Origin of the sequence: Castellaniella sp., from assembly GCF_034675845.1 — a bacterium.
Lineage (GTDB): Bacteria > Pseudomonadota > Gammaproteobacteria > Burkholderiales > Burkholderiaceae_B > Castellaniella.
In genome coordinates, this window is sequence record NZ_JAUCCU010000001.1 from 1,882,675 (window position 1) to 1,901,330 (window position 18,656).

Genomic DNA, 18,656 nt, shown 5'->3' on the forward strand with positions numbered 1-18,656 from the left:
ACAACCATGAAAATCCGTACAACTTTGCTGGTGGGCCTGATGGCCGCCGCATTATCCGGCACCAGCTGGGCCGCCGTCACGGCAAAATTCGCCGTGACGCTGCCTGAAAAATCCCATCAGGGCCAGGGGGTGGCCAAGTTCGTCGAACTCGTCAAGGACAAGAGCAATGGTGATATCGTCATCAAGCCCTATTACAGCGGCGCGCTGGGCGATGACGTCAAAGTCACCTCGGCCCTGCAAGGCGGCACGATTGAATTCACCGTTCCCCAGACCACGACCCTGACCGGCATGGTCAAGGCCTACGAAATCCTGGATTTCCCGTTCTTGTTCAAAAACGCCGAACAGGCTGAAAAAGTCCTGGACGGGCCAGTGGGCCAGCGTCTGCTGGAAACCCTGCCAGAACACGGCCTGATTGGCCTGGCCTACTGGGAAAACGGATTTTTCAATGCCACCAACAGCAAGCACCCGATTGCCAAGGTCGAGGACTTCAATGGCCTGAAATTCCGCTCCATCCAGGCAAAAATCACCCAGGAAACCATTAAGGCCCTAGGCGCCAATCCCGTCCCGCTGGCCGTGCCCGAGCTCTATACCGCCCTGGAAACGCACACGATTGATGGTCAGGGCACGCCCAATGCCGTGATTGCCGCCCTGAAGCTCGATGAAGTCCAGAAATACCTGTCCCTGACGGGCCATAGCTATGGCGCTTTCATCCCCCTGGCCTCCAAGGCCTTCTGGGACAAGCTCACCCCCGAGCAGCAGAAAATCATCCAGGACTCCGCCATCGAAGCCCGGACGTATCAGCGTCAGGTCGCCCGCGCTCAGTCCCAGTCGGCTCAGGAAAAAATGGCCAAGAACGGCATGCAGGTCAACGAGGTCTCGGATGCCGAACGCGAACGCATGAAGCAAAGCGTCCAGCCGGTCTGGGATATGTTCGTGCCGCAAGTAGGCGAGGATCTGTTCCAACAAGTCCAGGCACAGCTGAAGTAATCCCGCTGCAGCCCCCTCTACTCAGTTTTTATGGAAAGTCTGACATGAAGTTTGCCACCCTGAAAAACCAGACCCGCGATGGTCGCCTGGTTCTGGTCTCGCGGGATTTGTCCTGCTGCGTTGCCGTGCCTGATATTGCGCCTACCTTGCAGGCTGCCCTGGACGATTGGGATGCATGTCAGCCTGCCCTGCAAATCGCCTATGACCGATTGAACGCAGGGACCCACGAGGGGGCTCAGCCTTTCGATCCGGCTGCCTGCCATTCGCCGCTGCCCCGGGCCTATCAATGGGCCGATGGCTCGGCGTATCTCAACCACGTCGAACTCGTGCGCAAGGCCCGCAACAGCCAGGTGCCGGAATCATTCTTCAGTGATCCGCTGATGTATCAGGGGGGCTCGGACAGTTTCATTGGCCCGCGCGACCCGATTGTGGTGGCCACCGAAGACTGGGGCATCGACATGGAAGCCGAAATCGCGGTGATCACCGGCGATGTCCCCATGGGCGCCGATCCCCAGCAGGCAGAAGGCGCGATTCGTCTGCTGATGCTGGTCAATGATGTGTCACTGCGCGGCCTGATTCCGGGCGAACTGGCCAAAGGCTTCGGGTTTTTTCAATCGAAGCCCGCCAGCGCGTTTTCACCGGTGGCCATTACCCCAGACGAACTGGGTGCGCACTGGCACGACGGCAAACTCCACTTGCCCCTGCTGGTCGATCTGAATCAGCAGCCGTTTGGCTGCCCCAATGCCGGTCAGGACATGACGTTCAGCTTTCCCCAACTGGTCGCCCATGCCGCCCGGACGCGCCAGTTGGCGGCGGGGACGATTATCGGTTCGGGGACCGTGTCGAACAAACAAGGCGGCCTGCATGGCTCCAGCATCCGCAATGGCGGGGTGGGGTATTGCTGCATCGCCGAGGTCAGAATGTACGAGACCATCGAAACAGGGGCACCTGTGACACCCTTCATGCGCTTTGGCGATCAGGTCCGCATCCGCATGACTGATGAGCATGGCCAGGACCTGTTCGGCACCATTGAACAGACTGTCGTGCGCTACCAGGGTGCCTGAAGCCATGCGCACACTCTATTCCTACTTTCGCAGTTCTGCGGCGTATCGCGTGCGAATTGCGCTGGCGCTGAAAGGCCTGGAATATGATGTCGTCCCGATCCACCTGCTGAAAGACGGGGGTGAACAGCTCGGGGCGGCCTATCTGGCCCGCAATCCTGAAGGCCTGGTCCCGGCCTTCAGCGAGAATGACCATACTCTTAGCCAGTCCTTGGCGATCATGGAATACCTGGACGAGGTTTACCCCGAGGTCGCGCTGCTGCCTGCCGCACCGGCAGACCGTGCGCGGGTGCGGGCCTTGGCCTTGTTGGTGGCCTGCGATATCCATCCACTGAATAATCTGCGCGTGTTGCGCTGGCTGGCTCACAACTTGAAGGTCGATCAGGCCGCGCGTGACGACTGGTATCGGCATTGGATATTGACCGGCTTCCAGGCCTTGGAAACCCGCTTGCAGGCTGTGCAGACCGGGCTGTTTTGCCAGGGCGACCAGCCCGGTTTGGCGGATTGCTGCCTGGTGCCCCAGGTGTATAACGCCAAGCGCTATCACATTGATGTGTCTGCCTGGCCGACGATTGCCCGGATTGCGACGCATTGCAATACGCTGTCGGCGTTTCAGGCGGCCCATCCGGATCAGCAGCCGGACGCCGCTTGATATCAATCAACAAGCCAGACGCCGCCTGATGACAGGCGGCGTCTGGCTTGTTGGATCAGCGTTTTATTCTTTCCACGAATCAATATATCCCGGCACCTTGACGCTCTCGGTGCTGGAGTCCAGTACCAGCGGGTAGCGCGAGTCGATCATCACGGCGACCTCGTCGGTGTACTTGCGTTCGCCCTGATTGTTGGCGGCAGCAGCGGCGTAGGCCTTGGGGTGGGGACCATGATGGAAGCCCGAGGGATGCAGGGTGAACATGCCGGGTTTGATGTTGTCGCGGCTGAAGAAATTCCCCTGGTGATAGAAGATCGATTCGTCGAACTCATCATTGTTGTGATAGAAGGGCACCTTCAGGGCGCCGGGGTCGCTTTCGATGGGGCGCGGGGCGAATGTGCACACGATGATGTGGTTGGACAAGAAGGTCGCATGCACGGTGGGCGGCAGGTGGTAGCGATCGGATAGCAGTTCGCGGATGTCGCGCCAGTTCAGCTTCACAGGCACGCAGTCGCCATGCCAACCAGCGGCATCCAGGAAGTTGTACGGGAAGGTCACCGTGGTGACTTGCTGGTTGCGTTTGGCGCGTACGCGGGTTTCGTTTTCGCTGTATTGGTCTTTGAAAGCCTCGTCGATCTTCGGGGTATCCAGCACGGCCAGGTCGAACTGTGCATGGTGGCCGAGGATGCCGCGTTCGGGCAGCAGGAACAGGTCCTCGGTGGCTTCGATGGTCAGGACTTCGTTGCGGCAGGTGGTCTCCAGCCGCCAGCTGGTGCCGCGTGGGATATTGATGTAATCGCCCTCGCGATAGCTCATGTGGCCATAATCACAGAAGAATTCGCCTTCGCCCTTGTGGAAAAACAGAATCATGTCGCCGTCGCCGTTGCGGGCCAGGTCCGGCATGGATACGTCGAATTTCCAGAAGCAGACCTGGGTCTGGGCATTGGACATGAAGCGCCGGGCCTTCCAGGGGCAGGGGGCGCTGTCGTCCATCAGGTTCAGGTCCAGCAGCGTCAGCTCCAGGGGGCCTTCCCATTTCGTCCAGCCAGTGGGCTTGTGGGTGTGCAGAATATGGCTGGCCGGCCCGAAAAAGCCGTTGCGGCCATGTTCGCGCTCGTACAGGCCTTCGGGGATGTCAGCGTGTGCCTGGCGGGTGTAGACGCCTTCCATTTTTGGAAAGGTGATGTATTTTTTCATGAAGGTCTCCGGGGTGTTATAAATAGAGTAACGGCGTTATGAAAACAACAACTCTAATCTAAATGAGGGACATTCATGAGTCAAACGATATTTATTGATAGATTGATCGGCCTGGCTTCTGGATGCCGGGTTTTTCTGCTGGGCGCCCGATCCGCATGAGCCCCGCGACTGAAATTCCTGGCATTCAATCCCTGGAACGCGGGCTGGCCTTGTTCGATTTGCTGGCTCGCCAGGAGGCTCCGTGCGGGCTGTCGGATTTGGCGCGCCAGGCGGGCATGCACCGCGCCAAGGCTTATCGTTATCTGGTCAGTCTGGTGCGTGCCGGCTGGGTGCAGCAGGATGCTCATGGCAATTATGGCGTCGGGTCTGCCATGCAGACACTGGCCGTCACTTGGCTAAGCCGACAGGATGCGCTGCAACTGGCCAGAAACGCTGCTCGGGAACTGGCCCAGTCGCTGGGCCAGACCTGCTTTGTGTCTGTTTGGGGGCAGGCGGGGGCGACTGCCGTGCGGGTGTATCAGCCCGATCGGGCTGTGTCCGTGAGTGTGGCCGAAGGCGCGGTGCTGGGCCTGCAGTCCTCGGCCACCGGGCGTGTGTTCGCCACCTGGGGAAACACCCCATCGGCACCACTGCCGCTGGAGATGCAGCAGAAAATTCGCATGGATGGCTTGGCCGCCATCGAGGGCGAGCACGTATCCGGCATCAATGCCCTCAGCGCCCCGGTATTTGATGGCCAGGGCCGACTGGCACTGGCCTTGACCCTGGTGGGGCCGGCGTCATCCCTGCTGGCTGATGCCGACAGTCCGGCCGCTGCCGAATTATGGCAAGCCGCCCGCCGGATATCTGAAACGCTAGGTTGTCCGGGATTATGAGCGTGCCGGCAGCATGCGGCGTAGGGTGTTGTCGCGGCTGATGTAGTGGTGCTTCAGGGCCGCCAGGACGTGCAGGCCAATCAGGCCGTAGCCGATGTTGGCGATCAGCTTGTGGGCACCGATCACGCTGGTGGCCAGATCCTTGTTTTCAGTGGTCAGGGCCGGCAGCGGAATGCCCCAGATGCTCGGGCTGCCGCCAAAAGCACTAATGGCAAACCAGGCCAGCAGGGGCAGGCCGATCAGCATGGCATACAGCGCTATATGCATGAGCTTCGCCAGCAGGTTTTCCCAGGGGGCCGGTGCCGGATAGATTGCAGGCGCATGCTGGAAGATACGGGCCACCAACCGGATGGCGGTCAGTGTCAGGATGGTCAGCCCGCAGGAAGAATGCAGCATCTTCATGGTGGCGTGGGTGCTGCTGTCCTTGGGAAAGAAGCCTTTTAATTCGGCCATGGCATAGACCACGATGATCAAGAGCAGGGTCAACCAGTGCAGGCCGATGGACAGGCGGGAATATTGGCTAGGTGCGGACATGAAAGTCTTCCTGGATACGTCGGGGAATGAAAATCCTGCCATCATTGCCCACCAAGCATGAACCGTAGATGAATGGCCTGGTGCGCTGTGTTGGCAGGCCACGAAGACCACGCCGTTGGAACGACTCGTTTCAGGCGCGCAGCCATCCCTTGCGGATGGGCCAGGCAAAGACCAGACGGTAGGGGATCTCGATCAGGCTGCGCAAGCCCGGCACCAGTTGTCGACGCAAGGGCAGGCACAGCAGGGCGGCCAGGATCGCATTCAGCGCAGCCCCCGCCATGTCCAGGGGCCAGTGGACGCCCATGTAGATCCGTGCCCAGGCCACGGGCAGCCCCAGCAAGGCAAGCAGGCAGGCTGCACGCCGCCGCGCCGGATGCAGCCATAGGCCGGCACACAGCGCCCAGATGAAGCTCAGGTGGTTGCTGGGAAATGACGCGGTGGGCTTGTGGGGCATGTACTGGTGGCCGATGCCGACGACAAAAGGCCGAGGGTGAAACCAGAATTTTGCGATCAGCCAGGACAGCAGCATGGCGACCGCCGCAGTCAGCACGGCCTGAACCAGCGCATCACGCCCTGCCGCGTCAGCGCGCAGCCAGTTCAGGCCCAGGTATAGCGGGAACACATACACCAGGCCATTGGCCAGCCAGCGTCCCAGCAGCAATCCAAGGGTGCTGGGGTCGGTGGCATTGATCCACAGAAACAGGGTCTGGTTCAGGTGTTCCATCGTAGTCGGCGGCGGCGGGCGAAAAGCGCAGCATAGCACTGTCTGCGGGCATCCAATGTCCTGCACGCCGGGCCTTTTTCCTGGGCTTGCAGGCAGGGCATTGGGGGCCGTGCCGTCCTTAACGGGCGTGGCCCGTGCCGGCGGAAAATACGGAAGGCTTTTCCGGTGTGCCGCGCTTGATGTGATTGAACAGCAAGTTCAATGTGATCGCCATGATGGCCGCAGAGCTGATGCCGGAATGGAAAATCGTGGACACCCAGGCCGGGAATTGGCTGTAGAACTCGGGGGCGGCAATCGGGATCATGCCGAAACCCACCGAAGTCGCAACGATGATGAGGTTCATATTGTCTTCGTAATCGACCTTGGCCAGGGTGCGGATGCCACTGGCGGCCACTGTGCCGAACAGCACCAGTCCAGCGCCGCCCAGCACTGCCGCCGGTACGGTGGCAATCAGGCGGCCCATCACCGGCAACAGGCCCAGCACCAGCAAAATAATGCCGCTGGCGGCCACGACGAAGCGACTTTTTACGCCGGTCACGGCGACCAGACCGACATTTTGCGCGAAAGCGCTTTGGGTAAACGAGCCAAAGATCGGCGCCACCACGCTGGACAGCATGTCGGCACGCAGCCCATCGCCCAGTCGGCGGGAGTCAATCGGTGTTTTGATGATATCGCCGACCGCCAGAATGTCGGCGGATGTCTCCACCAGGACCACCAGAATCACGATGAACATCGACAGGATGGCGGCCGGGTGAAACTCGGGCAGGCCAAAGTGAAAAATAGTGGGCAGGGCGACAGTGGGACCATTGAACAGCTGGGAAAAATCTGTAAGACCGGCTCCCCAGGCAATCAGGGTGCCCAGCACCATGGCCAGCAAGATCGACAGGCGCGAGATGGTGGCATTGCCCAGCTTGCTGAGCAGCAATACGATCAGCAGGGTAACGGCAGCCAATCCGATGTTTGCCGTGCTGCCAAAATCTGCCGCCTTGGCATTGCCGCCCATGGACCAGTGGGCGGCAACCGGCATCAGCGACAGGCCGATGGTGGTAATCACCGATCCCGTCACCAGCGGTGGGAAAAACCGGATGATTTTTGAAAAGACCGGGGTGATCAACAGGCCCAGCAATGATGCCATCATGACTGCGCCAAACACGGAAGGCAGATCGCCCCCTGAACTCAGAATGGCCAATATGGTGGCCACGCTGGCAAAGGAAACCCCTTGCACCAGGGGCAGCTGACAGCCAAAAAAAGGAATGCCCACGGTCTGAACCAGGGTCGCCAGACCGCCCATGAACAAGCAGGAAGCAATCAGAATGCCGATTTCGGTGGAGCCCAACCCCGCTGCCTGCCCGACGATCAAGGGCACTGCAATAATGCCGCCATACATGGTCAGTACATGTTGCAATCCGTATAGCACATTGGCGGGCAGTCCCAGACGTTCGTCCTCTGGGCGTTGAAAGCGTGAGCGGTATTGGGTGTTCAAGGCAGTCTCCATCCTGATATGTCGCCGGGGCCGCCGGTCAAAAAGAGGGGCGCCCGACGAGGGGCTTCAGTGCAGCTTGGCCGTGTGGGACGGTTGACTGGGGGCAGAGACCTAGTCGATGTCGTCTCAGGTTGGCTGCTGGGTCAGCCTGTCCTCGGCTCTGGGGGTTATTGTGAGCCCTGTCGGGATATTTGAGGTACAGGTCCAGTCATAGCCTTTATCTGGATTTTCTTATACCAAATAAAGTCCATAGGTATTTTTGCTGGGTTTTTTAATTCCATAATCCTCTGCGGCAGTGACAAAATAATGTCACCATGCAAGTTTCGATCCCATTGAATATTTGGTTTGTGCATGCAATATCCTGCCCCTGTTGACTCGCTATCCGCCGCTCTGGACACTCGTGATCTGGATCTCTTCGAGTCATCTCCCATGGCCTGCTGGCTGGAAGACTACAGCGCGCTTTTTGAGCGTTTTCAGCAGTGGCGGGCCGATGGCATCCAGGATCTTCGCGCCTGGCTGCAACAGGATCGTCGGCGCTTGACCGAGTGTGCTGACTTGATCCGGGTGCTGCGGGTCAATCGCCGGGTGCTTGAACTCTATCAGGCTGAAACCCTCGAACAGTTGTTGGCGCACTTGAGCAGTGTCTTTCGCGACGACATGCTGGACGGACTTCTGCAGGAACTCGATCAGCTATGGCAGGGCAAGTCAGAATTCCAGAGCCTGACCGTCAATTATGCTTTGACGGGGCAGAGCCTCGACTTATCGCTGAAGGGTGTGGTGTTGGCGTCCGCTCAACGGCCATGGGATCGGGTGCTCGTCACCATGGAGGACATCACCGGGCTTCAGGCGTTGCGCCGCCAGGCCCAGGAAAGCGCCCGCGACGCCCGCGAGTTCTTTGAACAGGCCCCCGTGTCCTTGTGGGTAGAGGACTTCAGCGCGATCCGGGTGCTGTTTGACGAACTGCGGCATCGGGGGGTCACAAATTTCCGCACGTTTCTGGATGTGCATCCGGATTTTGTTGGCCGCTGCCTGCAGGAACTCCGGGTGTTGGACGTCAACCGCTATACCCTCAAGCTATTCCAGGCGATTTCGCAGGAAGATTTGCTGGATCACCTCGACGAGGTGCTCACCCACGAAGCCTACGCATCATTTGCCGAGCAGTTGATCGACCTGTGGGATGGGCGTTTGCAACACCAGCGCGAGGTACAGAACAACTCACTGAGAGGCGATAAGCTGTACCTGCACCTGCAACTGTCGGTATTCCGGGGCTGTGAGCAGGACTGGTCCAAGGTCCTGATCTCGCTGACGGATATTACTGCGCGTAAAAAGGCCGAGGCATATCTTGAATACCTGGGCCAGCACGATATCCTGACCCAACTGAAAAATCGGTCTTATTTTGTCGACGAGCTGGCGCGTCAGACCCGCAAGCGCACCGCCCCCATTGCGTTGATTGCCCTGGACATCAATAACCTGAAATACACAAATGACTCGTCGGGCCATGCCGCAGGCGATGATTTGCTGCGCCGCTTTGGCGAGGTCCTGTCGAAGGCTGTCGATGCGCCCGGCATCGCGGCCCGCATTGGCGGGGACGAGTTCATGGTGCTACTGCCAGGCAAGGACCTGGAACTCGCCCAGGGCCTCTTGAATGATATCCGCGCCCTGATTGATCTGAACAACCAGTATTACAGCAATAACCACGCCTTGAGCGTATCGGCAGGCCTGGCTGTATGCCAAGATGTGGCGGAGCTGGAACACGCGATGCGGCAGGCGGACCAGGCCATGTATGCCGATAAGCAGGCGTACTACCTGGCTAACCGCCGCCGCGAGACCGACTCTACTGGATCGTGATCAAGCCCGGCTGGTCAGCGGACTCCAGGATGCGGCGCACGCGATCCTGCCAAACTCGGCCGAATTCCTGTTTTTGTGTATCGTTGGCCTGACCGGACAAGATTTGTTGCAGCAAGGGCATGGCATTAGGGGCGGACGGCACCGCCTGGGCGCTGTACGAGACAGCTACGCTGGCACCCGTGTCGCGACGGGTAAAGCGGATTTCGCCCGGTAGGCTTTGGTTGAAACGCAACAGATTGCGACGGTCGTGCTGTCCTGCCAGCCCCTTGAAGCCCGTGTCCGTGGTTGAGCCCGTCACCAGGCTGACGACATTGGCGATCACGCCTGTGACACCATTGGTGGCGCTGTCCGCGAACTCCACCAACACATTGCCGCGCTCGGGGATAGAGTCCGGATAGAGCGCCTGCAGGCCTTTGACGGTCATCAGCCAGGCACCGGCCACGGTGGGGCAGGAATGCCCGGCCAGACGCACGGCGTCTTCATAGCCGTACTCGATCTGACCATCATCGGACACACCCAGCAATTGGGCCAGTGGGTCATGCAGGGTGATGCGAGGTGCTTGCGTGAAAAATTCGGGAAACGACATAATGGATGCTCCTGATGAAACTGCTTAGTCTTTAGTTTAGGCAGGCTGTCGTTGTCGTGTTGATCTGAATGCTTTAGGCATTGATAAGCATCAATGACAGCGAGTCGATTGTGAGTTCCCGGATTTTGTCCTTGCTGTGACCGTGGTTCCTGCTGCCGCTGGCCCGGCAAATGTCCCCATAGCGCCCGTGGCGGGATACAGACCATGGCGGGAATGCGTGTAAGATTGACCGATACTGGTCGGTTGGGTTTGTCGATGAAGCCCCGCTGGCTTCAATTTCATCGATCCCCGGAGGACTGCAATGGCTCATCCCAATAGTTTCGGCGCGCGAGCAACCCTGGATGTGGGGGGGAAACCCTACAGCATCTATAAATTGGGTGCCCTGAAGGACCACGGCCTGGATCCTTCCCGCCTGCCGTACGGGCTGAAGATTCTGCTGGAAAACCTGCTGCGTACCGAAGACGGTGGCGATGTCACCGCCGATGATATCCGTGCGCTGGCATCCTGGGACCCAGACGCCCAGCCCAACCGCGAAATCTCCTTCACCCCGGCACGCGTGATTTTGCAGGATTTCACCGGGGTGCCTGCGGTGGTGGATCTGGCCGCCATGCGCGAGGCCATGCAGACCCTGGGGGGCAATCCCGGACGCATCAATCCCCTGGCGCCCGTGGAACTCGTCATTGATCACTCCGTGATCGTGGATGATTTTGGCCACAACGATTCCTATCGTCGTAACGTCGAAATCGAATACCAACGCAACGTCGAGCGCTATAAGTTCCTGCGCTGGGGCCAGACCGCCTTTGATGATTTCCGGGTAGTGCCGCCCAGCACCGGCATTGTCCACCAGGTCAACCTCGAACACCTGGCGCGGGGGGTCTTTACCCGCCAGGTCAATGGCCAGACCGAAGCCTATCCCGACACCTGTGTGGGTACCGACTCCCACACACCCATGGTCAATGGCCTGGGGGTGGTGGCCTGGGGGGTAGGCGGCATCGAGGCCGAGGCCGCCATGCTGGGCCAACCGATTTCCATGCTGATTCCGCGTGTGGTGGGCTTTAAGCTATCCGGCGCGCTGCCCGAGGGCACTACCGCCACCGATCTGGTACTGACCATCACCGACATGCTGCGCCAGCACGGCGTCGTGGGTAAGTTCGTCGAATTCTACGGTTCCGGCGTCGCGGCTGTGCCGTTGGCCAACCGCGCCACCATCGGCAACATGAGCCCGGAATACGGCTCCACCATCTCGATTTTCCCCATCGACGACGAAACCCTCAGCTACATGCGCTTTACGGGTCGCTCCGACGAGCAGGTCGCCTTGGTCGAAAGCTATGCCAAGGCCCAGGGCCTGTGGCACGATCCGGATCACGAACCCGTCTACTCCGAACGCCTGGAACTCGATCTGGGCACCGTGGTGCCCTCCATCGCTGGCCCCAAACGCCCCCAGGATCGTATCCTGCTGTCCGAATCCCTGCCGTCTTTCCGCAAATCCCTGGCGGCCTTGCCGGGTTCGCCCACTTCCAACCCGGCCCCCGTGCATATGCCGGGCGGGATCGATTTCGAGATCGACCACGGCGCCGTGGCGATTGCCGCCATCACTTCATGTACCAACACCTCCAATCCGGCCGTCATGATGGCCGCCGGCCTGTTGGCCAAAAAAGCCGTCGAACGCGGCTTGCACCGCAAACCCTGGGTCAAGACCTCCCTGGCGCCCGGCTCCCGCGTGGTTACCGACTACTACGAAAAATCCGGCCTGATGAAATACCTGGAGGCCCTGGGCTTCAATCTGGTGGGTTATGGCTGCACTACCTGCATCGGTAACTCTGGCCCCTTGATCCCCGAAGTCTCCGAAGCCGTGCGCGCCAACGATCTGGCGGTCACTTCGGTGTTGTCCGGCAACCGCAACTTCGAAGGCCGCATCCACTCCGAAGTCAAAATGAACTACCTGATGTCGCCGCCGCTGGTCGTGGCCTACGCGCTGGCCGGGTCCATGGACTTCGATCTGTATAAAACCCCGCTGGGTCAGGATCAACAGGGCCAGGACGTTTATTTGCGCGATATCTGGCCCACCAGCAAAGAAATCCAGGACGTCATCCAGTCCTCGATCACAGCCGATATGTACAAAAAAGGCTACTCCGACGTCTTCGCCGGTACCGACGCCTGGAAGGACCTGCCCACCCCCGAAGGCAACCTATACCGCTGGGACGACACCTCCACCTACGTGCGCAACCCGCCGTATTTTGTGGGCATGCGCCGGGACCCGGACCCCGTGCACGATATCCGGGACGCCCGCGTCCTGGCAAAGCTGGGCGACTCCGTCACCACTGACCATATCAGCCCGGCCGGCTCCATCGCCAAAGACTCGCCTGCCGCGCAATACCTGCAGTCCCAGGGCGTCCTGCCCAAGGACTTCAACTCCTATGGCTCGCGCCGTGGCAACCACGAAGTCATGATTCGCGGCACCTTCGCCAACGTGCGGCTGCGCAACCAGATCGCCCCCGACACCGAGGGCGGCTGGACGCGCGATTTCACACAAGACGGTGCCCCAGTCGCCACCATTTTCGATGCCTCCCAGAACTACCAGAAGGCCGGGATTCCGCTGGTCATCCTGGCCGGTAAGGAATACGGCTCCGGTTCCTCGCGCGACTGGGCAGCCAAGGGCACGGTACTGTTGGGCGTACGGGCCGTCATCGCCGAATCCTACGAGCGCATCCACCGTTCCAATCTGATCGGCATGGGGGTCCTGCCACTGCAGTTCCCCGAAGGCAAGAACGCCGATTCCCTGGGCCTGCGCGGCAAGGAAACCTTCGAAATCACCGGCATCGAAGCTTTCAATGACGGCAAGACCCCGACAACCGTGCGCGTCAAGGCCGGCGACGTGGAGTTCGATGCCCTGGTCCGCATCGACACCCCCAGCGAAGCCGCCTACTACCGCCATGGCGGGATTCTGCAATACGCCATCCGGCAACTGCTGAACTAAGCCACCCGCGCACCCGCGCTGCCACAGACAACAGGCCCCTTGATGGGGCCTGTTGTCTTTCAGATGGTGCCTGTGTAATGCCAAGAAGCTGCAATGTCACGATGCTGTGGATACAGCAATACAGCAATACAGCAATACAGCAATACAGCAATACAGCAATACAGCAATGCAGCAATACAGCAATGCAGCAATGCAGCTATGCCAAAACGCTCGCATAAGCCTGACGGCAGCCCGCACAAAGGCGGGATGGAAGGGCGCCGTTGGAGGCCGTCGGTCGGGAGCTCGGGATTGGGGAGGCAAGCGCGCCACCGTTCAAGCGGGACGTTTGTGAACAGTCCGGGGGACTGTTCACCCCGCGCGTTTGGCGCGCGCCCCAATCCCGAGCTCCGGACCGAGCAGTCCCGGCCATGCCGGGACCGGCCGACCTGCGCCATTCCATCCCGCCTTTGCGCGGGCGGATTTAAAACCCGGGTATCAGTCCGCAGGGACTTATCTTAAGGTGCAGCATCTCCCCACCTCCCCGCCTGCAGGCGGGTCGGATGAGATAGGCAGCGGACAGTCCGCAGGGATTTATCCCTTCATCACATGGAATAGTTCGGGTTCTGGGCCGATGCGGCCATCGGCCTTGTTCAACGTCGCGATACGGGCCATCGCCGCGTCATCCAAGTGCAGATTCCAGAGATTGAAATTTTCGCGGATACGATCCGGATTGGCAGATTTCGGGATCACAATATGCCCCATCTGAATATGCCAGCGCAAAATCACCTGTGCCGGGCTGGCCTGCAGCTGATGGGCCAGTTCCTGGATCACAGGGTCCGTCAGGACCTGGCCCTGGCCCAGCGGGCTCCATGCCTCAGTCAAAATGCCGTGATCAGCATGGTAGGCGCACAATTCGGTCTGCTGGAAATATGGATGCAGCTCAATCTGGTTCACCACCGGCAGCACGCCGGTTTTATCCAACAGATTTTGCAGATGATCCGCATTGAAATTGCACACGCCAATGGACTTTGCCCGGCCATCGTCGCGCATCTGGATCAAGGCCTCCCAGGCCTGCAGATACATTTTTTCCTTGGGGACAGGCCAGTGGATCAAGTAAAGATCCACATAGTCCAGCTGCAGGCGGTCCAGACTTTCCTGCAGGGCGGATTTTGCGCTGTCCAGCTCGTGACGGTTATTCCAGAGCTTGGTGGTGATAAAAAGGTCTTCGCGAGGGACGCCTGATTGGGCAATACCCTGTCCGACTTCAGTTTCGTTATAGTAGATGTAGGCCGTATCAATGGCCCGGTAGCCTGCTTCGATGGCGGCCTGGACGGCCGGTGCAGTCGCATCGCCAGTCACCTGCCAGGTGCCCAGACCCAATTGCGGGGTGCGGCGTCCATCATAAAAGGTCAAATAAGGTTGATTGGATGACATAAAAGTCTCCGATAGTTGGGCGGGCGTATGGCTCGCAGATTGTCGGTCAGTCACCGAGGTCGGATGCCCCGATTATGTCTGTTTTGGGGCGGTCGCCAACAATGGATTTTTTCTGGAGTAGATCAATGAGTGTACATAGACCAGCGCAGCGCGTCACGGTGCCGCAGCTGATGGCTTACAAAGGCACACGGAAAATTGCGGCACTTACCGCCTATATTGCCCCGATTGCCCGCTTGCTGGACGAATCCGTGGACATGATTCTGGTGGGGGATTCCACCGCCATGGTGGGCTATGACATGCCCGATACCCTGTCCATCACCACCGAGATGATGTCAGCGCATGCCGCTGCCGTGGTGCGTGCCACCCAACAGGCCTGCGTGATCGTGGACATGCCTTTTGGCAGCTACCAGCAGTCCCCCTCCCAGGCCTTTGCCAATGCCGCCGCGATGCTGGCGGCCAGCGGCGTGGCCGGGGTAAAGATCGAAGGCGGCCGGGTGCTGGCCGAGACCACGCGATTTCTGGTGGATCGCGGCATTCCAGTGCTGGCCCACGTAGGCCTGATGCCGCAGTACGTCAACACCATGGGGGGCTTCAAGGCCCAGGGCATGACGGATGTCGCCGCCCGCCTGATCCTGGAAGATGCCCGGGCCCATGCCCAGGCAGGTGCCTTTGGCGTCGTGCTCGAAGGCATCAGCGAACCCCTCGCCCGGCAGATCACTGCCGATCTGGACATCCTCACCATCGGCATTGGCGCATCACCGGGCTGCGATGGCCAGATCCTGGTGACGGAAGACATCCTGGGCCTCAGTGGCGATCGAATCCCAAAATTCGCAAAACGCTTCGGCGATGCGGCACAGGTCATCCGGGATGCGGCACGGGATTATGCCCAATCCGTGCGGGAAGAAACCTTTCCTACGTTAGATCACTGTTTTGGCGTGCGGCCAAAGGCATAACATAACGAAACTATCATTTTCAATTCGGGTATTCGTGGGGATGCCTTTGCGTTGCCACGAGGCCCGTCCAGTACATCATGGAAATACGCCAACTAGAGGCGCTCAATGCTGTAGTCACCAGCGGTAGCGTCACGGCAGCGGGTCGGCTGTTGGGGCGCTCTCAGCCCGTGATCAGCCGCCAGGTCAGCGACCTGGAAGCCGAGCTGGGTTTTGTGCTGTTCGAACGAACTCGCCCCACCATTACCCTGACCGAGCCCGGGGTCCAGTTTTATCAGGATGTACGCAGTATTCTGGCGGATCTGCAACAGTTGGAATCCCATGTGATGGGGCTGCGCAGCGGCGAAATCCGCCCCTTGCGCATTCTGGCCACAGCCGATCTGGCGCATGGCTTGCTGCCGACCGCGTTGGCGTTGGTGGATCGCTTCAATGCTGTTTTCCCCCAGAAACTCATCCTGGAAGAGGCCGTCTACGAAGTCACGGCGCGCAGCGTACTCGAACGCCGGGCGGATTTTGCGCTGATCAATCTGCCGATCGATGTGGATGGACTGCAGGTGCATTGGTGCGGTCAGGCGCCGTGCCAGTTGGCAATGCCCGCCTCTCATCCCTTGACCCGGCAGTCCATGATTCACCTTGAAGATATCCACAATACCGATGTCATTACCCTGCTGGGGCGCTACCGCATGCGCTTTCAGTTGATCAACAGCCTGGTGCAACTGACTTCCCGCGATAAACGTCGTCACATCGAGGTCGCCAGCCAGCAGACCGCTTTGTCCATGGTACGGGCGGGTCTGGGTGTGGCCTTGATCGATCCCTTTTCCGTGCATCCGCATTCCGCAGCCGACATCGTATTGCGTCCGATTGCCACGGATATTCCATACCGCATCGGGGTGGTCTCCCCTGTGAATCATATCTTGACTGAAGGTGCCACCCGTCTGATCCGTGGGCTCTATACCCATGTGCGCAGCACCATCCCTCAGTTTCTCGATACTGATGTCAATGGTCTGCAGGCCCAGACCATCAATCCGCTGACTAATTTGAAGCAGGCCTGATCCCTGGCATGTTGCTGTCTGATCTTCCCTGGTTGTTGCTGGCGCTCCTGCTTGGATTGGTCGTGGGGTGGTGGCTGGCCCGTCGCCCCTTTGCGGATCTACAGGCCGAACTTCATGATCGAGACCTGACGCTCATCCAGTTGCAGGCCACCCATCAGGAAAAGCTCGTTGCTCTGGCTGAAATCAAACAGGCCTTCGAGCAATCCAAGGCCTCTATGCAAGCGGAGTTTCAGCATCTGGCCAACCAGGTACTAGAGGAAAAAGGCCAGGTTCTTTCCGCCCACAGCCAGGCCTCACTGGATGGCTTGCTGCGGCCTTTTCGCGAGCAGATCGATGGCTTTCAGAAGCGCGTGAACGACATCCATGATGCGTCCCTGCGCGGACAGGCCCAGCTAGGCGCCGAAATCCGCCATGTGCTGGAGATCGGTCTGAACATGAGCGCACAGGCGCATACCCTGGCCACCGCCCTGAAGGGCGACAAAAAAACCACCGGTAACTGGGGCGAGGTCCAACTAGAACGCAGCTTGCAGTTGGCCGGCCTCATGCCGGGCGACCACTACCAGGCCCAAGCCAGCTTGCGCGATGAGGCGGGTAATCGTCTGCAGCCGGATTTCATCATTAAACTGCCCGATGACAAACATCTGGTCATCGACAGCAAGGTCTCGTTGGTGGACTATGATCGCGCCATTGCCGCAGACACGGATGCCGAACGCGAGTCCGCCCTGGCTGCGCATGTACAGGCGGTACGCCGCCATATGGACGACCTGGCCCGCAAGGACTACAGCAGCCTGATCGGACTGAAAAGCCCCAGTTTTGTATTGATGTTCATGCCGATCGAACCTGCCTACATCGAAGCCATGAAGCATAGTCGGGATTTGTTTGATCACGGCTATCGCCATCATGTCATTTTGGTCTCGCACACGACCTTGATGCCGATTTTGCGGACGGTGGCCAATCTCTGGATGCTGGCCCGCAGCAATGAACAGACCCGGGCGCTCAGCGACATGGCCGGCAGCCTGTATAAACAGGTGGCCACGGTGGCCGAGCGCCTGCAAAGACTGGGCAACACCCTGAATACGGCGAACACACAATACAATAGCGCGGTCGTGGCAGTGGCTGGCCAGCAAGGCCTATATGGCAAGGTCAGTCGTTTCGCCGAGCTTTCCACCAAGGCCAATAAACAGCTGCCGGTGCTAGAGCCCACGCACGCCGATATCGAGGTCCAGCGCCTGGATCTTGTCCTGGCGGACCCAGCGGCATCAGCCGCAGGGGTGGCCGGAGCTTCCACGGATATTGTTCAGGGCGCAGACATCCAAAACCATGATGCATGACGAGACATTGGACAGCGCCTTCCAGCAGGCAATGGTCGCTTCGGCCCTGTATGCCGTTGGTCAGCCTCCCCAGCCTATTGGCTTGCACCAGCTGGGCGAGGCCGCCGCTGCACCTGGCCTGTTGTGGGTTGGATTAAAAGACCCCACTCCCGATCTCTTGCATGCCATTGGAGAGCAGCTGCGCTTGCCAGAGCGCGCGCTTGAGGAGATCATCACACTGCACCGGCGTCCGAAAATCATCGAATATGATGGTTTGACGCTGTTGGTGGCGATTACCGTTGAAGTCACCGAAGAACGGCCTAGCTTCGGGGATACCCAGATGCTGATTGGCCCAGGTTATTTGTTGACGATCCGGCGGCATGCCCAGGGAACGCACCAGATGCTGCGCAGTCTGCTGGCCGAATCACCCGAGTTCCTGGGGCGGGGCGGCGATTTTGTGGCCTCGGCGCTGCTGGATCTTCTGGTGGATCGCTACGTACAGGCGCTGGGTCACATGGAAGCCAGGGTCGAGAGCCTCGAACATCAGTTTTTGCTGCGCGGCTTTCAGGAAAAAGATATCCGGCATCTATACCGCTTGCGGCGGGATTTGCTGCGCATCCAGACGGCAATTTCTCCGTTGGTTGAAATCTGCCGCCGCTTGGCCCGGGTGGAGACCCGGAATATCGACTCGGATAGCCGAGTCTACTTCGGCGAGGTTGCGGATCGCATCCAGCGTGTCATCGAGGGTTTTGCCGGCTTGCGTGAAGCACTGGTCTTCGCCTTCGAGGCCAGCATGATGATCAGCCAGATGCAGCAAACCGACATCACGCGCAAACTGGCAGCCTGGGCGGCTATTTTGGCCGTGCCGACTGCCGTGGCGGGGATATACGGCATGAACTTTCATGATATGCCCGAACTCAGCTGGGCCTATGGGTATCCCGCTATGTTGCTGGGGACAGGCAGCGCATGCGGGTGGCTGTACTGGAAGTTTCGCCAGATCAAGTGGCTGTAGC

General features: G+C 59.5%; 16 protein-coding genes. 10 read left to right on the forward strand and 6 right to left on the reverse strand.

Annotation, left to right across the window (positions count from 1 at the left end; genetic code table 11):
• Positions 1-6: 6 nt before the first annotated feature.
• From VDP81_RS09060 to maiA, 3 genes are read left to right on the forward strand one after another with little or no spacing between them, the layout of a single operon-like run.
• Positions 7-987: a TRAP transporter substrate-binding protein gene (locus VDP81_RS09060; protein ID WP_323012102.1), complete on the forward strand. Its 981-nt coding sequence runs from the start codon at positions 7-9 to the stop codon at positions 985-987.
• 44 nt (positions 988-1,031) lie between these two features.
• Positions 1,032-2,051, forward strand: a complete 1,020-nt coding sequence (locus VDP81_RS09065) for a fumarylacetoacetate hydrolase family protein (RefSeq protein ID WP_323012103.1) — start codon at positions 1,032-1,034, stop codon at positions 2,049-2,051.
• A gap of 4 nt (positions 2,052-2,055) precedes the next feature.
• Entirely contained in the window at positions 2,056-2,700 is a 645-nt protein-coding gene (maiA, locus tag VDP81_RS09070) for a maleylacetoacetate isomerase (RefSeq protein ID WP_322996014.1), read from the forward strand.
• 63 nt (positions 2,701-2,763) lie between these two features.
• Here maiA and VDP81_RS09075 read toward each other — a convergent pair whose 3' ends face one another.
• The gene (locus VDP81_RS09075) at positions 2,764-3,894 is read right to left on the reverse strand and encodes a homogentisate 1,2-dioxygenase (RefSeq protein ID WP_323012104.1); all 1,131 of its coding nucleotides are present in this window, start codon (positions 3,892-3,894) and stop codon (positions 2,764-2,766) included.
• Between the two features lie 122 nt (positions 3,895-4,016).
• On the opposite strand from VDP81_RS09075, the gene VDP81_RS09080 reads away from it, so the two are divergent.
• The gene (locus VDP81_RS09080; protein ID WP_323012105.1) at positions 4,017-4,766 is read left to right on the forward strand and encodes an IclR family transcriptional regulator; all 750 of its coding nucleotides are present in this window, start codon (positions 4,017-4,019) and stop codon (positions 4,764-4,766) included.
• On the opposite strand, the gene VDP81_RS09085 is transcribed toward VDP81_RS09080, so the two are convergent.
• The 3 genes from VDP81_RS09085 to VDP81_RS09095 all read right to left on the reverse strand — a co-directional run bounded on the left by VDP81_RS09085 (position 4,761) and on the right by VDP81_RS09095 (position 7,507).
• Positions 4,761-5,300 carry a cytochrome b gene (locus tag VDP81_RS09085; protein ID WP_323012106.1) on the reverse strand — a complete coding sequence of 180 codons (540 nt, stop codon included), beginning with the start codon at positions 5,298-5,300 and terminating at the stop codon, positions 4,761-4,763. The two genes, VDP81_RS09080 and VDP81_RS09085, sit on opposite strands and share 6 nt — an antisense overlap.
• 130 nt (positions 5,301-5,430) lie before the next feature.
• The gene (locus VDP81_RS09090) at positions 5,431-6,024 is read right to left on the reverse strand and encodes a phosphatase PAP2 family protein (protein ID WP_322996018.1); all 594 of its coding nucleotides are present in this window, start codon (positions 6,022-6,024) and stop codon (positions 5,431-5,433) included.
• A 118-nt stretch (positions 6,025-6,142) separates the two neighbouring features.
• The gene (locus VDP81_RS09095) at positions 6,143-7,507 is read right to left on the reverse strand and encodes a nucleobase:cation symporter-2 family protein (RefSeq protein ID WP_416233224.1); all 1,365 of its coding nucleotides are present in this window, start codon (positions 7,505-7,507) and stop codon (positions 6,143-6,145) included.
• A 351-nt stretch (positions 7,508-7,858) separates the two neighbouring features.
• Here VDP81_RS09095 and VDP81_RS09100 point away from each other — a divergent pair, with 351 nt between their 5' ends.
• Positions 7,859-9,355, forward strand: a complete 1,497-nt coding sequence (locus VDP81_RS09100; RefSeq protein WP_323012107.1) for a sensor domain-containing diguanylate cyclase — start codon at positions 7,859-7,861, stop codon at positions 9,353-9,355.
• On the opposite strand, the gene VDP81_RS09105 is transcribed toward VDP81_RS09100, so the two are convergent.
• Positions 9,342-9,941 (reverse strand): FmdE family protein, encoded by a 600-nt coding sequence (locus VDP81_RS09105; RefSeq protein ID WP_323012108.1) that lies wholly within the window; start codon positions 9,939-9,941, stop codon positions 9,342-9,344. The two genes, VDP81_RS09100 and VDP81_RS09105, sit on opposite strands and share 14 nt — an antisense overlap.
• 301 nt (positions 9,942-10,242) lie before the next feature.
• On the opposite strand from VDP81_RS09105, the gene acnA reads away from it, so the two are divergent.
• A complete protein-coding gene (acnA, locus tag VDP81_RS09110; RefSeq protein ID WP_323012109.1) occupies positions 10,243-12,918 on the forward strand; it encodes an aconitate hydratase AcnA in 2,676 nt (891 codons plus the stop codon).
• A gap of 570 nt (positions 12,919-13,488) precedes the next feature.
• Here acnA and VDP81_RS09115 read toward each other — a convergent pair.
• Entirely contained in the window at positions 13,489-14,331 is an 843-nt protein-coding gene (locus tag VDP81_RS09115) for an aldo/keto reductase (protein ID WP_322996023.1), read from the reverse strand.
• Positions 14,332-14,456: 125 nt separating this feature from the next.
• Here VDP81_RS09115 and panB point away from each other — a divergent pair, with 125 nt between their 5' ends.
• The 4 genes from panB to VDP81_RS09135 all read left to right on the forward strand — a co-directional run bounded on the left by panB (position 14,457) and on the right by VDP81_RS09135 (position 18,655).
• Positions 14,457-15,284, forward strand: a complete 828-nt coding sequence (gene panB / locus VDP81_RS09120; protein ID WP_322996024.1) for a 3-methyl-2-oxobutanoate hydroxymethyltransferase — start codon at positions 14,457-14,459, stop codon at positions 15,282-15,284.
• A gap of 77 nt (positions 15,285-15,361) precedes the next feature.
• Entirely contained in the window at positions 15,362-16,333 is a 972-nt protein-coding gene (locus VDP81_RS09125; protein WP_323012110.1) for a LysR family transcriptional regulator, read from the forward strand.
• An 8-nt stretch (positions 16,334-16,341) separates the two neighbouring features.
• On the forward strand, positions 16,342-17,664 hold the full coding sequence (locus VDP81_RS09130) for a DNA recombination protein RmuC (protein ID WP_323012111.1): 1,323 nt from the start codon (positions 16,342-16,344) through the stop codon (positions 17,662-17,664).
• Positions 17,654-18,655 carry a magnesium and cobalt transport protein CorA gene (locus tag VDP81_RS09135; protein ID WP_323012112.1) on the forward strand — a complete coding sequence of 334 codons (1,002 nt, stop codon included), beginning with the start codon at positions 17,654-17,656 and terminating at the stop codon, positions 18,653-18,655. The genes VDP81_RS09130 and VDP81_RS09135 overlap by 11 nt, the downstream gene beginning before the upstream one ends.
• The last annotated feature ends 1 nt before the right edge of the window (position 18,656 follow it).